This is a genomic window from Streptomyces sp. NPDC093586 (assembly GCF_044764905.1).
Classification (GTDB): Bacteria; Actinomycetota; Actinomycetes; order Streptomycetales; family Streptomycetaceae; genus Streptomyces.
Genome location: NZ_JBIWJA010000061.1, coordinates 1 through 14,494 on the forward strand (window position 1 = coordinate 1; position 14,494 = coordinate 14,494).

Consider the following 14,494-nt stretch of genomic DNA (forward strand, 5'->3'; position numbering starts at 1 on the left):
GCCTTCGAGGGCCTGCGCCTGATGGACGCCCTGATCGGCATCAAGCGCGGCGTCCCCGGCGCCGAGCTGCCCGAACTGCGCCGGCGCCGGGTGCGCGCGGTGCCCGCGGTGGCCGTCGAGGAGCGCCCGCGGGACGAGGGGCACGTGCGCTCCGACGTGGCCACCGACAACCCGGTGCCCACCCCGCCCTTCCAGGGCACCCGCGTCGTCAAGGGCATCCAGCTCAAGGAGTACGCCGACTGGCTGGACGAGACGGCGCTGTTCCGCGGCCAGTGGGGCCTGACGAAGGACCTGGTCGAGACGGAGGGGCGCCCGCGGCTGCGCGGCCTGCTGGACCGGCTGCAGACCGGCGGCCTGCTGGAGGCGGCCGTCGTCTACGGCTACTTCCCGTGCGTCTCCAAGGACGACGACCTGATCGTCCTGGACGAGGCCGGCAACGAGCGCACCCGCTTCACCTTCCCCCGCCAGCGGCGCGGCCGGCGCCTGTGCCTGGCCGACTTCTTCCGCCCGGAGGAGTCCGGCGAGAGGGACGTCGTCGGCTTCCAGGTCGTCACCGTCGGCTCCCGCATCGGCGAGGAGACCGCCCGGCTCTTCCAGGCCGACGCCTACCGCGACTACCTCGAACTGCACGGCCTGTCCGTCCAGCTCGCCGAGGCCCTCGCCGAGTACTGGCACGCCCGCGTGCGCGCCGAACTCGGGATCGCCGCCGCTGACCCCGGCTCCCTGGACGGCATGTTCCGCACGGAGTACCAGGGCTGCCGCTACTCGCTGGGCTACCCGGCCTGCCCGGACCTGGAGGACCGGGCGAAGATCGCCGGCCTGCTGGGGCCGGAGCGGATCGGGGTGACGCTCTCGGAGGAGTTCCAGCTCCACCCCGAGCAGTCCACCGACGCCCTCGTCGTCCACCACCCGGAGGCGAGCTACTTCAACGCCGGAGGCCGTTCATGACCGCCTTGCGCGAGGTCCTCGCGAGCGGGGAGCCGTCGTTCTCGTTCGAGTTCTTCCCGCCGAGGACGGAGGCGGGCGTGCGGACCCTGTGGCACGCGATCCGCCGGGTCGAGCCGCTGAGACCGTCGTTCGTGTCGGTCACCTACGGGGCGGGCGGCTCCTCGCGGGAGCGCACGGTCCAGGTGACCAAGCGGATCGCCACCGAGACCACGCTGCGGCCGGTGGCCCACCTCACCGCCGTCGGCCACTCCGTCGGCGAACTGCGCCACATCATCGGCCAGTACGCGGACGCGGGCGTGCGTGACGTGCTCGCGCTGCGCGGCGACCCGCCGGGGGACCCGAACGCCCCCTGGGTGCCGCACCCGCGCGGCCTGCGCCATGCGCACGAGCTGGTGGCGCTGGTGCGCGGGGCGGGGGCCTTCAGCGTGGGCGTGGCCGCGTTCCCCGAGCGGCATCCGCGTTCGCCCGACTGGGAGAGCGAGATCCGCCACTTCGTGGCCAAGTGCCGGGCGGGCGCGGACTACGCCGTCACGCAGATGTTCTTCCGGGTGGAGGACTACCTGCGGCTGCGCGACCGGGTGGAGGCGGCGGGCTGCACGACGCCGATCATCCCGGAGATCATGCCGGCCACCGACGCCCGGCAGATCGCCCGGTTCGCCGAACTGTCCCACGCGACCTTCCCCGAGGAACTCGCCGCGCGGCTGGAGGGGGCCCGCGGCAACCCGGAGGCCGGCCACCGCATCGGTGTCGACCACGCCACGGCCATGGCCGACCGGCTGCTCGCCGAAGGCGCTCCCGGGCTGCACTACATCACCCTCAACCGGTCCAGCGCGACCCTCGAGATCCACCGGAACATCCAGAACCGAACCAGGAGTGCCCATGCCCTCGCAGCCGCCCGCTGACTTCACGGACTTCAAGGTCGCGGACCTGTCCCTGGCCGAGTTCGGCCGCAAGGAGATCACCCTCGCCGAGCACGAGATGCCCGGCCTGATGGCGATCCGCGAGGAGTACGCCGGGGCCCGGCCGCTCGCCGGCGCCCGCATCACCGGCTCCCTGCACATGACGGTCCAGACGGCCGTGCTCATCGAGACCCTGGTCGCCCTGGGCGCCGAGGTCCGCTGGGTGTCCTGCAACATCTTCTCCACCCAGGACCACGCGGCCGCCGCCGTCGCCGCCGCGGGCATCCCGGTCTTCGCCTGGAAGGGCGAGACCCTGGAGGAGTACTGGTGGTGCACGGAGCAGGCGCTGACCTGGCCCGGCCACGCGGGCCCGAACATGATCCTCGACGACGGCGGCGACGCCACCCTCCTCGTCCACAAGGGCGTCGAGTACCGCAAGACGGGTGAGCTGCCGCCCGCCGACAACGAGGAACTCGAAGTCGTCCGGGCCCTGCTGGAGTCGAGCACCCTCGACTGGACGGCTCTCGCCGCCGAGATCCGCGGCGTGACCGAGGAGACCACCACCGGCGTCCACCGCCTGTACGAGATGCATCGCGACGGCACCCTGCTGTTCCCGGCGATCAACGTCAACGACGCCGTCACCAAGTCGAAGTTCGACAACAAGTACGGCTGCCGCCACTCCCTGATCGACGGCATCAACCGCGCCACCGACACCCTGATCGGCGGCAAGACCGCGGTCGTGTGCGGCTACGGCGACGTGGGCAAGGGCTGCGCGGAGTCGCTGCGCGGCCAGGGCGCCCGGGTGATCATCACCGAGATCGACCCGATCTGCGCCCTGCAGGCGGCGATGGACGGCTACCAGGTCACGACGCTGGACGAGGTCGTCGAGACGGCCGACATCTTCGTCACCACGACCGGCAACAAGGACATCATCATGGCCTCGGACATGGCCCGGATGAAGCACCAGGCCATCGTCGGGAACATCGGCCACTTCGACAACGAGATCGACATGGCCGGTCTGGCGAAGATCCCGGGCATCGTCAAGGACGAGGTCAAGCCGCAGGTCCACACCTGGACCTTCCCCGACGGCAAGAAGATCATCGTGCTGTCCGAGGGCCGCCTGCTGAACCTGGGCAACGCCACCGGCCACCCGTCGTTCGTGATGTCCAACTCGTTCGCGGACCAGACCCTGGCCCAGATCGAGCTGTTCACCAAGCCCGACGCCTACCCGACCGACGTCTACGTGCTGCCCAAGCACCTGGACGAGAAGGTCGCCCGCCTCCACCTCGACGCCCTCGGCGTCAAACTGACCACGCTCCGCCCGGAGCAGGCCGAGTACATCGGCGTCGAGGTCGAGGGCCCCTACAAGCCGGACCACTACCGCTACTGAGCCCCACGAGAACGAGCCGGGTGGACAGGCGTGGACGGGCGTGCGGCCGTCGGCCCGCGCTCCCGGACCGCCTGTCCGCCGCCCGAGAGGAACAGGTCCACGGGCAACTCCAGCACCACTCGAGCCGGTTCGGTCACGCTTCCCCCAGTGTCCAGCGCAGGACCCATCCGGAAGGGGAGGTGCCCCCGTGGCAGCCGCCGAGATCCGCACCGACGTACCGCAGTTCCTGCCGGTGGCAGGCCATCACGAGCCCGCGCCCTTCTATCTGACGGCGGACATGTTCGGCGGGGTGCCGGTGCAGGTCGCCGGCGGGCCGATCGACCACCTGGTGGGCAGGCCCGTCGCCGACCCGCACCGGCACGAGGTCGCCGAGGTGTACTTCCTGGTCTCCCCGAACCCGGGCGGCGCCCGGATCGAGGTCACCGTCGACGGCGTCACCCACCACCTCGCCTCACCCGCGCTGCTGCACGTGCCGGCCGGTGCCGAGCACCGCTTCCTGACCCTGGAGGCGGAGCCCGGCAGCTACTGCTTCGGCATCCTGCTCGGGGACGCGGCGTGACCACCGCGGCGACCGTCACCTCCGAGGCCCGCCTGCACCTGAGCGAGAGCCCCTACGGCCCCAGCCCCCTCGCGCTGCGCGCCGCCGAGGCCGCGCTGCGCCCCACGGCCCACTATCCCGACCCGCGGCGTGCGGTGCCCGCCGCGGCCATGGCCGCCCACCACGGCGTCGCCGAGGACCAGATCGCCGTCGCCAACGGCAGCGACGAACTCGTCCTGCTGACCGCGCTCGCCCTCGGTGACCGTTCCCGTCCCGGCGTCACCACCGCCGGTACCTTCCCCGGCTACCGCATCTGCCTCGAGGCCACCGGGCGCGGCTGCGAGGAGATCCCCCTCGACGGCACCCGCGCCGACGCCCCCGCCCTGGCCGCGGCGATGGACCGCGCCGGGATCGTCTACCTGTGCCACCCGCACAACCCGACCGGCGCCGTCCTCGACCGCGCGGACTTCGAGCTGCTGGTGGAGCGGGCCGCGGTCACCGGTACCCCCCTCGTCGTCGACGAGGCGTACCTGGACTTCGCCCCGCCCGGCACCCCCCGGCTGCGCGACTACCTGGGCAGCGGCGCCCCGCTGCTGTCGCTGCGCACCTTCTCCAAGGCGCACGGCCTGGCCGCACTGCGCATCGGCTACGCGCTCGGCAGCCGCGACCTGGTGGCCGCCCTGCACGCCGTGCAGGGCACGATGCCGTTCAGCGTCAACGCCGTCGCCCAGGCCGCCGCCGTCGCCTCCCTCGCCGACGAGGCGCACCTGGCGCACGTGACGGGGGAGAACGCGCGGCGCCGCACGTGGCTGCGCGGCGAACTCCAGCGCCGGGGACGGCGTTCGCTGCCCTCCGCCACCAACTTCCTCGCCGTCGCGGTGTCCGACTCGGCGGCGGCCGAACGCCGCCTCGCCGAGGAGCACGGCGTCCTCGTGCGCGACGCCGGCCGCTTCGGCCTCGCGGGGTACCTGCGCGTGTCCCTCGGCCCGGTCCCGGACCTCGCCCGTTTCCTCGGCGCCGTCGACGCGATCGACCCGGCCCGGTGACAGCCGCGTCCCGGCGCCGGGCGACCGCCCGGGACCGCGGCACCCGCACGACCGGTACACCCCGCATCTCCAGGAGAAGCACGTGACCCACGCAGTCATCATCAACACTCGGCAGCAGTACGCGGTGTGGCCGGCCGGCGACGGCCTGCCCGACGGCTGGCGGCTCACCGGCTGGCAGGGCAGTGAACAGGCCTGTCTGGACCGGATCGCCGATGTGTGGACCGACGTCCGGCCCGCCCCGGTGCGCGCCGCCGCCGTCGAGGACGCCGCCCGCACCGCGCCCCGCCTGCTCGTCACCGAGCGGCTGTGGCTGCGCGAGGCACTGCCCGAGGAGGCCCGGCAGATCGCCGCCGGCGACGACGCGGGACTGCGCTGGGTGGGCGACTCCCCCAGCGAGGAGACCCAGGTCGCGGCGCGGATGACGGCGCGGGCCGCCGACGCGGGCGTCCACCGGCCGGGCTGGGGCATGTACCTGCTGGTGCGCAGCGCCGACGCACGGGTCGTCGGCGCGATGGGCTTCCACGGCCCGCCCTCGGACGGCAGCGTCGAGATCGGCTTCGACCTCGCCGCACCGGCCAGGGGCCAGGGCCATGCCACCGAGGCGCTCCGCGAACTGGCCCGCTGGGCGCTCGAGCAGCCCGAGGTGGACACCGTGATCGCCACCACCACCGAGGACAACACCCCCTCCCAGCGCGTGATGGAACGCGCCGGTTTCCAGCTGCTGCCCCGGCGCGACGCCGAGGGCCTGCTCGTCCACCGGCTCACCCGCTGACCGGCCCACCGAACCCAGGAACCGAGGAACCCACACCATGGTGTCCCGTTCACCGCGTGCCGGCGACGTCCTCGCGGACACGGCCGCCGATCCGCTTCCGCAGCCCTACGCCTACCGTCGCCACCAGGCCGTCGAACCCGACTGGCGGCGCTTTCCCGGCTGGCGGGACGTCACCGAGCAGCAGTGGCGCGACCCGCAGTGGCAGCGCGCCCACTGCGTGAAGAGCGTCGCGCAGCTGCGCGCGGTGGCGGGACCCGGCCTGGACGACGTGTTCCTGGCCGATCTGGAGGCCGACCAGCGCGAGCACGCCACGATGCCGCTGCTGCTTCCGCCGCACGTGCTGAACACGGTGGCGCCCGGCGTGCCGCCCGCGACCGCCGCCTGGTACGAGGACCCGGTGCGCCGCTACATGCTGCCCGTCGCCTCAGACCGGCAGCCGCTGTGGCCGAGCCACCCGCTGGCCTCCCGCGACTCGCTGCACGAGGCGGAGATGTGGGCGGTGGAGGGCCTGACCCACCGCTACCCCACGAAGGTCCTCGCCGAACTGGTGACGACCTGTCCGCAGTACTGCGGACACTGCACCCGCATGGACCTGGTGGGCACCTCCACCCCGCAGGTCACCAAGTACCGCTTCGTGCTGCGCCCCGCCGACCGCCTCGACCGGATGATCGACTACCTGCGGGCCACCCCGACGGTCCGGGACGTCGTCGTCTCCGGCGGGGACGTCGCCAACGTGCCCTGGCCGCGGCTGGCCTCGTTCGTCGACCGGCTGCTGGAGCTGGACTCGGTGCGCGACATCCGGCTGGCCAGCAAGGGCCTGGTCGGCCTGCCGCAGCACTGGCTCGCCCCGCAGGTCCTCGACGGCGTCGCACGCCTCGCGGACAAGGCCCGCTCCCGCGGGGTGGGCCTCGCCCTGCACACCCACGCCAACGCCGCCCAGCAGATCACCCCGCTGGTCGCCGAGGCCTCGCGGGCCCTGCTCGCGGCGGGCCTGCGCGACGTACGCAACCAGGGGGTGCTGCTGGACGGGGTGAACGCCACCCCCGAGGCGCTGCTGGACCTGTGCTTCGCGCTGCTGGACTCGGCGGGCGTCCAGCCGTACTACTTCTACCTCTGCGACCTGATCCCGGGCGCCGAGCACTGGCGGGTGCCCCTGTGGCGGGCGCAGGCACTGCAGCGTTCGATCATGGGCTATCTGCCGGGGTTCGCCACCCCGCGGCTGGTGTGCGACGTGCCCTACGTCGGCAAGCGGTGGGTGGACCAGGCGGACGGCTACGACCGCGAGCGGGGCATCGCGTCCTGGACGAAGAACTACCGCACCACGGTGGAGCACGACGATCCGGCCGCGCTGGACCGCGTCCACCACTCCTACGACCCCGTGCACACCCTGCCCGAGGAAGGCCGCCGCTGGTGGGAGAGCGCCCGCACGCTGATCGGGGCGGCGCCGTGAGCGCGGACACCCGCGGGCGGCCCCCGGGGCCGTCGCCGCTGGGGGCGCACAGGGTGCTCGACCCGGCCGGGGTGCTGCCGCAGGCGGCGTGGCGGCTGGACGCCTCCCCGCGCATCGCCGCGGACGAGGTGCGGGTCGAGGTGTCCTGTCTGAACCTGGACGCGGCCTCGTTCCGCCAGCTGCGCGAGGCGCACGGCGGGGACGGGGCCGCGGTGCGCGACGCGGTGTGCGCGATCGTGCGCGAGCGCGGCAAGATGCACAACCCGGTGACGGGCTCCGGCGGCATGCTGATCGGCACCGTCGCCGAGACGGGCCCCGCCTCCCCGCTGGGGCTGCGGCCCGGCGACCGGGTGGCGACGCTGGTGTCGCTGACCCTGACCCCGCTCGAGATCACCGACGGGCTGCGCGACTGGGACGGCACGAGCGAACGCGTCCCGGCCCGCGGCCACGCCGTCCTGTTCGGCAGGTCGGTGGCCGCGGTGCTGCCCACCGACCTGCCCGACGAGCTGTCCCTGGCGGTGCTGGACGTGTGCGGCGCTCCGGCGCTGACCCGGCGGGTCGTCGGGGAACGCGCCCGCACCGGCACCGCCCCGTCCGTGCTGGTGCTGGGCGCCTCGGGCAAGTCCGGTTCGCTGGCGCTGGCCGCTGCCCGGGAGGCCGGCGCCGGACGGCTGACCGGCGTGGTCCCGGACGCCGCCGAGGAGGCCGCGCTCACCGCCTCCGGCCTCGCCGACGTCGTCGTACGGGCCGATGCCCGCGACGCGCTCGGCCTGCGCACCCGGCTCGCCCGGCGCGGCGGGGAGGCCGACGTGACCGTGGTGTGCACGGACGTCGCCGGATGCGAACACGCCGCCGTGCTGGCCACCCGGGACGGCGGCACCGTCGTCTTCTTCTCCATGGCCACCTCCTTCGGCGCCGCCGCCCTCGGCGCCGAGGGCCTGGCCCGCGACGTCACCCTCCTCATCGGCAACGGCTACCAGCCCGGCCACAGCGAGTACGCCCTCGGCCTGGTCCGCCGGGTCCCGGGCGTGCGCGCCCTGTTCGACCGGGTGACACGGCCCGGCCGGGGCACCGGTGAGGGAGCGCGACCATGACGGCGCCGGGTACCGCGACCACCCCGGGCTCCGCTCCCACCGCACCGGGCGCGCCGGGCAAGCTGGGCCTGGACCCGGCGGTGGTGGCGCGGGCGCGGGTGCTCGCCGAGCGGGCCGGGCGGCCCGTGGTGGAGCTGGCCCGCTCCCACACCACCGTCGCCGTGGAGCGCGCCACGCTGCGCCTGGCGGGCCTGGACGGGGCGGACGCCGAGGGCATCCCGTGGGTGAACCGGCTCGTGGACACCGTCCGGGACGCGGTCGGCCTGGAGCACGGGGTGTGCCTGCCGGTGTGGGACGCGCTCGGCACCGGCCGCTACCGCGACCTGACCGACCTCGCGGCGCACGCCGCCGCCCGCAGCGTGCCGTTCCGGATCCCCGAGGGCGCCGCCGCCCGCACGGCGGCCCGCGCGGCACGCCGCGCCGTCGGCCGCGGCTTCGCCCGGATCGACGCCGCCCGCGCCGAACGCGAGCGTCTGGTGGGCGGCCTGGGCGACCCGCCCGCACCGTGGATCTACCTGATCGTGGCGACCGGCGACATCTACGAGGACATCCGGCAGGCGAAGGCCGCGGCCCGCGGCGGCGCCGACGTCATCGCCGTGATCCGCTCCACCGGGCAGTCCCTGCTCGACTACGTGCCCGAGGGCGCCACCCGCGAGGGCTTCGCCGGCACCTACGCCACCCGCGAGAACTTCCGGCTGATGCGCGCCGCCCTGGACGAGGTGTCCTGCGAACTCGGCCGCTACATAAGGCTGACCAACTACGCGTCCGGGCTGTGCATGCCGGAGATCGCCGCCCTGGCCGGCCTGGAACGGCTGGACATGATGCTGAACGACTCCATGTACGGCATCCTCTTCCGCGACATCAACCCCGTGCGCACCTTCGTCGACCAGCGGTTCTCCCGCCAGCTGCACGCCCGCGCCGGCATCGTCATCAACACCGGCGAGGACAACTACCTCACCACCGCCGACGCGGTGGACGCCGCCCACACGGTGACGGCCAGCCAACTGCTGAACGAGTACTTCGCCAAGGAGGCGGGCCTCACCGACGGCCTGCTCGGACTCGGGCACGCCTTCGAGATCGACCCCGAGCGCCCCGAGTCGTTCCGGCTGGAGCTCGCGCACGCGCTGCTGGCCCGCGAAGTGTTCCCGAACGCGCCCCTGAAGTGGATGCCGCCCACCAAGCACATGACCGGCGACATCTTCCGCGGCTACCTCCTCAACGGCTTCTTCAACCTGGCCGGGGCGCTGACCGGGCAGTCCATCCTGCTCGTGGGGATGATGACGGAGGCCGTCGTCACCCCGTTCCTGTCCGACCGCGACCTGGCCCTGCGCAACGTCCGCTACGTGCTGGGCGCGACCGGCTCGCTGGCCGACGACTTCAGGCCCGCGCCGGGCGGGTTCATCGTCCGGCGCGCCCACCGGGTCCTCGACGAGGCGGTCGGCCTGCTCGCCCGCATCGAGGACGGGGGGCTGCTCGACGCCATCGGCCGGGGCACGTTCGGCGGCATGTGCCGCCCCGCCGACGGCGGGCGCGGCGCGGACGGCGTGGCGCCCCGCGCCCCCGGCTACGTCAACCCGGCCGCAGACATCCTGGAAGGAATCTGAGCCCCATGAGCGGCACCGGAAGCCCCACGGACGGCGACGTCATCCGCCCCTACGGCGACACCACCGACGACGGCATGGTGCAACTGTCGTTCACCCTGCCCCTGCCGCACGGCCCGCGCGCCGAGGGCGCCGCGCTCCAACTGGCCCGCCGCATGGGCATGGAGCGCCCGCTGCTGGTGCACAGCAAGCCCGTCGGCGGCACCGGCTTCAGCTTCTTCGTGGTGTACGGCGCGGTCGCGCACGCCGTGGACCTCGCCCAGGTCGTCGTCGCCGAACGCGACTACCCGCTGCTGTCGGCGAAGGACGCCGACGCGGCCGTACGCGACCGGCTCGGCCGCAGGCTCGTGGTGGTCGGCGCGTGCATCGGCACCGACGCCCACACCGTCGGCATCGACGCCATCCTCAACATCAAGGGGTTCGCGGGCGAGAAGGGCCTGGAGGCCTACCACGGGATGCGCGTGGTGAACCTGGGCGCGCAGGTGCCGGTCGGCGACCTGGTGCGCCGGGCCCGGGCCGAGGGCGCCGACGCCGTACTGGTCTCCCAGGCCGTCACCCAGCGCGACGCCCATCTCACCAACGTCCGCGAGCTGAGCGCGGAGCTGCGCGCCGAGTTCGCCGAGCCCGAGCGCCCCCTGCTCGTGGTGGGCGGACCCCGCTTCGACCCGTCGTCGGCCGCGGCGCTCGGCGCCGACCGCGTCTTCGGCCGCGGCACCACACCGGGCGACGTCGCCAGCTACCTGGTGCACGCCCTGGTGCCGGCCGCCGCCCCCGCCCCGCCGGTGCCCGCCGGCGCCGTGTGACACGACTTGCCCGACCGTCCGGAGGCTTTCATGAACGCCACCGTCCGCCCCGAGGCGGCCGACCGCATCGACACCCGCTTCGCGGCCGTCGCCGCCCGCCACGCCGCCCGCACCGCCACGGCCGACGCCGACGGCGAGGCGACGTACCTGGAGCTGGAGTGGCTCGCCGACGAGGTAGCCCGCCGGCTCACGGACCGCACCGGGCCCGGCCGCCTGGTCGCGCTGCGCGCCGCCCGCACCCGCCACGCGCCCGGCGCGGTCCTCGGCATCCTGCGCTCCGGCGCCGCCTACCTGCCCGTCGACCCCGCCTACCCGGCGGCCCGCCAGGAGTACCTCCTGGCGGACTCCGGCACCGCGCTGGTCCTGTCCGACAGCGGTCTGCTCCCCGGCGAGGAGCCCCTTGCCCAGGCCGGCCCCTACGTCCTCGCCGCCCGCCCCGCCGCCCGCGCCACCGCGCCGGACCTGCCCGAGGACACCGCCTACGTCATCTACACCTCCGGCTCCACCGGCGACCCCAAGGGCTGCGTGGTCGGCCACGCCCAGGTCCTCGCCCTGCTGGACGCGGCGGTGCCGCTGCTCGGCACGGGCGCCGACGACGTGTGGACGCTGTTCCACTCGCTGAGCTTCGACTTCAGCGTCTGGGAGCTGTGGGGGGCGCTGCTGTACGGCGGGCAGCTGGTCGTCGCCGGCAAGGACGCGGCCACCGACCCGCTGGAGTTCGCCCGGCTGCTGGCCGAACGCCGGGTCACCGTCCTGAACCAGGTGCCGTCCGCGTTCGGCAACCTCGTCACCGAGGCCCGTGCCGAGAAGGTACGGCTGCCCGCGCTGCGCCGCGTCGTCTTCGGCGGCGAGGCCGTCGTACCCGCCGATGTGCGCGCCTGGTGGGCGGCCGGCATCGGACCCGGTGCGCAGCTGGTCAACATGTACGGCATCACCGAGACGACGGTCCATGTCACCTACTGCCCGCTCACCGAGCAGGTGCTGCGGGACTCCGCGCCGGACCGCACCCCGGTGGGCCGCCCGCTGCCGCATCTGACGGTGTCCCTGCGCGACGCCGGGGGACGGGTCGTGGCACCGGGCGAGCCCGGCGAGATCTGGGTCGCCGGGACCGGCGTCAGCCACGGCTACCTGGGGCGCCCCGAACTGACGGCGGACCGTTTCGTCGACGCCGCCGACGGCTCCGGCCGCCACTACCGCAGCGGCGACTGGGCGGTGGCCGGCGCCGACGGCTCCCTCTCCTACGCCGGACGCCGGGACGGCCAGGTCAAGCTGCGCGGCTTCCGCATCGAACTCGGCGAGATCGAGGCAGCGCTGCGCGCGCTGCCCGGCGTCACCGGCGCCGCCTGCCTGGTCACGACGGACCCCCACGGCGACCAGGCCCTCACCGCCTACGTCGTCGCCGACCGGGAGACGGTGCCGCCCCGGACCGTCCGCCGGGCCCTCGCCGGACGGCTCCCGGCCCACATGGTCCCCCAGCACGTGCGCCACCTCGACCGCCTCCCGGTGACAGCGCACGGCAAACTGGACCGGGCGGCGCTGGTCGCGGTGTAGCGGGGGCCGTCCCCGGCCGCCGCCGTCGCCCCACCGCACGCCGGGAGAGCCCGGGCGGCGACGCGCGGGCGACATGCGGCAGCGGAAGGGAGACGTGGAGGCGGCAGGCTGCGACGGCCCCGTCGAAGCGGAACGTTCGGTGAGAAGGCGCGGGCACGGCACGGACGGGAGGTACTGGCGGAGGCGGTACACCAGTTCGCAGAACGCGTGGTCCAACGTCCGCATGGTGGAGGACGGTACGTTCCTTGGGCCATTGGAACTGGTCGGTGGCCATTGGGGAGTCGGGGACGCCACCCGGCCGGGCACCCACTGGGTGGAGTTCCGTTCGGACGGGCTCCACCAGCGCGAGCCGGACTCCGGGGGACGGCTGATCCCGTGGTCCAGGATCATGACGGGCATCTGGTTCACCTGGGGCGAACACTCCTGGAACACGAACAGCAGGGGCATGCATACGCCGAAGGGAACGGTCGCCGGGCGCGGTGGCGGCTGGATGCACATGACGCTGCGCCACCCGTACGAGGACCACCGGCTGCGCTTCGACCAGCACGCGCGCTCGTACCGGGCGGTCGACGCCCTCCGGCTGGAGTACCTGCTACGCCGGCTCATCGACGAGGGGAAGCCGCATCTCCTCGGCGACCCGGAATGGGTGGGCCGCGCCGTGGCATACCTGGCCGACGGGAAGAACCGCTGGATCACGTACCGTGCGCTGCGACGGGTGGCGGCGGAGGCCGTGGCAGCGGCCGGCCCCGGCAGCCCCTGACGGCCCGCCGTCGCCGTCGGCGCCCCTGAACAGGTCGGCAAGGCCCTGCTGCGGCCCTGCACAGACGCAGAGACCGAGTCCGATGACGTGACACGCATGGCGCGAGCGCCGTCGTCGGACTCGCCCGCACCGAGCCACTGACCTTCCGTCCGTTGCCTGCGCAGCCTCCCGGCCGCCGTCGACGGCGTGCTGCGCGGGGCGGGACGTGGACGCGGGAAGTCCCCTGCCCGGGCGGGAGAGCCGTGGACGTCCTCGGTGAGGTGCCGGCCGTCCGGGCGCGTGCCTCACGCCGCCCCCGGGTCACAGGCACCACCGAACGCCGCCCTCAGAGCGCCGGCAGCGCGGACGGCTCCGGCAGCGACTCGCGCACCGTGTACCGGGCGCCGTCCGGCGCCTCGACGGTGAAGGCCAGCTCGCGCAGGGCCTGCGCGGACACCCGCAGGGCCGTGGCGTGGTCGGCGACCGCGCCCTCCACCCAGGCGATCTCGGAGGTTTGCACCCCGGCCGGGACGGTCTCGCCGGGAGCGTGACACGTCACGACGCGCTCGATGCCGTCCAGGGCGAGCGCCGCGCGCAGCCCCTGCATCGAGCGGTAGGTGCCCCCCTCCACGGGCGCGGCCACCGCCCGTGTGAACACCACCCGCTCGTCGTCGGCCCGTACGTGCGCGACGTCCTCGCCGAGCGCGAGCCGCGCGGCCAGCTCGACCGGGACCAGGCCGCCCGCCAGCCGGGCGAGCTGCACCTGCCAGCCGCCGAGACGGCCGTTGACCTCGATGATCCGCGGGCCGTCCGGGGTCAGCTTCACCTCGGTGTGGGTGACCCCGGTGGTGATGTCCAGGGCCCACAGCGCCCCCGTCACCAGCTCCAGCACGGCCGCCCGCTCGTCGTCGGGCAGCACCGCCGGACGGATGTTGCCCGTCTCGCGGAACGGGGGTGCCAGCGGGAACTTCCCGGTGACCGCCCAGTGCGAGATCCGCCCCCCGGACACCGCCGACTCCACGGACACGTAGTCGCCGTACGGGGCGCAGTCCCGCCCGTGCAGATACTCCTCCAGCACCAGCGTGCCCTCCCGGTCCGGCCCGGTCAGCAGCTCGGCGGCGAGGCGGGCCCCGGCGTCCGCGTCCGTCACCGCGTGGGTGCTGCGGCTGCCCTGCCCGGAGGCGGGCTTGAGCACCGCGGGCAGTCCGACCGCGGCCAGCGCGGCCGGCCAGTCACCGGCCTCGCGCAGCCGGTGGGAGCGCACGGAGTCCACGCCGCGCTCCCGCAGCCGCCGCCGCTGCGCGTACTTGTCGCGCAGCAGCTCCACCGTGGCGGGCGTGTGGTACGGCAGGCCCAGACGCCGGGCCAGCTGCGCGGTGACGGCCAGTTTCGTCTCGCTGTACGTCAGGATCGCGGCCGGCGCGTGGGCGCGCAGCCGCTCGGCGGAACCGTCGAGGTCCTCGGGGTCGAGCACCTCCACCGTCACCATCTCCTGCGCCAGTGGCCGTACGTCCGCACTGTGCTCGGACGGCCACAGCGCCAGCACGGGCGTGCCGATCGGGGTCAGGCCGTCGACGATGTCGAGCAGCGCCGCGGACCCCCGGTCGTAGACGACGACGATGACGGGACGGTCGGACATGACGGCGGCTCCTTCGGTGGTGGG

The 14,494-nt window shown here is 74.3% G+C and carries 13 protein-coding genes and 1 pseudogene; 13 read left to right on the forward strand and 1 reads right to left on the reverse strand.

The features are described from left to right. From ACIRFH_RS34760 to ACIRFH_RS34820, 13 genes and pseudogenes are all read left to right on the forward strand, one after another. Positions 1 to 948 (forward strand): vitamin B12 dependent-methionine synthase activation domain-containing protein (locus tag ACIRFH_RS34760; protein WP_403529996.1); only part of this gene is annotated, 948 nt, incomplete at its 5' end. Further along, on the forward strand, positions 945 to 1,850 hold the full coding sequence (gene metF / locus ACIRFH_RS34765) for a methylenetetrahydrofolate reductase [NAD(P)H] (RefSeq protein ID WP_403529999.1): 906 nt from the start codon (positions 945 to 947) through the stop codon (positions 1,848 to 1,850). The genes ACIRFH_RS34760 and metF, both read left to right, overlap by 4 nt. Further along, positions 1,828 to 3,237: an adenosylhomocysteinase gene (gene ahcY / locus ACIRFH_RS34770; RefSeq protein ID WP_403530002.1), complete on the forward strand. Its 1,410-nt coding sequence runs from the start codon at positions 1,828 to 1,830 to the stop codon at positions 3,235 to 3,237. The genes metF and ahcY overlap by 23 nt, the downstream gene beginning before the upstream one ends. Before the next feature lie 187 nt (positions 3,238 to 3,424). Further along, positions 3,425 to 3,796 (forward strand): cupin domain-containing protein, encoded by a 372-nt coding sequence (locus ACIRFH_RS34775; RefSeq protein ID WP_403530004.1) that lies wholly within the window; start codon positions 3,425 to 3,427, stop codon positions 3,794 to 3,796. Beyond that, positions 3,793 to 4,821: a pyridoxal phosphate-dependent aminotransferase gene (locus ACIRFH_RS34780; RefSeq protein WP_403530006.1), complete on the forward strand. Its 1,029-nt coding sequence runs from the start codon at positions 3,793 to 3,795 to the stop codon at positions 4,819 to 4,821. The genes ACIRFH_RS34775 and ACIRFH_RS34780 overlap by 4 nt, the downstream gene beginning before the upstream one ends. A gap of 79 nt (positions 4,822 to 4,900) precedes the next feature. After that, positions 4,901 to 5,017 (forward strand): annotated as a pseudogene (locus tag ACIRFH_RS34785) (MbtH family NRPS accessory protein); the annotation flags it as partial. A 45-nt stretch (positions 5,018 to 5,062) separates the two neighbouring features. Beyond that, a complete protein-coding gene (locus tag ACIRFH_RS34790) occupies positions 5,063 to 5,593 on the forward strand; it encodes a GNAT family N-acetyltransferase (RefSeq protein WP_403530057.1) in 531 nt (176 codons plus the stop codon). Positions 5,594 to 5,630: 37 nt separating this feature from the next. Further along, positions 5,631 to 7,043, forward strand: coding sequence for a KamA family radical SAM protein (locus ACIRFH_RS34795; RefSeq protein WP_403530007.1), 1,413 nt, complete (start codon positions 5,631 to 5,633; stop codon positions 7,041 to 7,043). Further along, positions 7,040 to 8,137, forward strand: coding sequence for an L-erythro-3,5-diaminohexanoate dehydrogenase (locus ACIRFH_RS34800; RefSeq protein WP_403530010.1), 1,098 nt, complete (start codon positions 7,040 to 7,042; stop codon positions 8,135 to 8,137). Before ACIRFH_RS34795 ends, ACIRFH_RS34800 begins: the two co-directional genes overlap by 4 nt. Continuing rightward, positions 8,134 to 9,741, forward strand: coding sequence for a lysine 5,6-aminomutase subunit alpha (locus tag ACIRFH_RS34805; protein ID WP_403530013.1), 1,608 nt, complete (start codon positions 8,134 to 8,136; stop codon positions 9,739 to 9,741). The genes ACIRFH_RS34800 and ACIRFH_RS34805 overlap by 4 nt, the downstream gene beginning before the upstream one ends. A gap of 5 nt (positions 9,742 to 9,746) precedes the next feature. Then, positions 9,747 to 10,541, forward strand: coding sequence for an OAM dimerization domain-containing protein (locus ACIRFH_RS34810; protein WP_403530016.1), 795 nt, complete (start codon positions 9,747 to 9,749; stop codon positions 10,539 to 10,541). A gap of 30 nt (positions 10,542 to 10,571) precedes the next feature. Then, positions 10,572 to 12,092 carry an amino acid adenylation domain-containing protein gene (locus tag ACIRFH_RS34815; RefSeq protein ID WP_403530019.1) on the forward strand — a complete coding sequence of 507 codons (1,521 nt, stop codon included), beginning with the start codon at positions 10,572 to 10,574 and terminating at the stop codon, positions 12,090 to 12,092. Positions 12,093 to 12,315: 223 nt separating this feature from the next. Then, positions 12,316 to 12,852: a hypothetical protein gene (locus tag ACIRFH_RS34820; RefSeq protein WP_403530022.1), complete on the forward strand. Its 537-nt coding sequence runs from the start codon at positions 12,316 to 12,318 to the stop codon at positions 12,850 to 12,852. A 325-nt stretch (positions 12,853 to 13,177) separates the two neighbouring features. On the opposite strand, the gene ACIRFH_RS34825 is transcribed toward ACIRFH_RS34820, so the two are convergent. Beyond that, entirely contained in the window at positions 13,178 to 14,470 is a 1,293-nt protein-coding gene (locus tag ACIRFH_RS34825) for an acetyl-CoA carboxylase biotin carboxylase subunit family protein (protein WP_403530025.1), read from the reverse strand. Between the last annotated feature and the right edge of the window lie 24 nt (positions 14,471 to 14,494).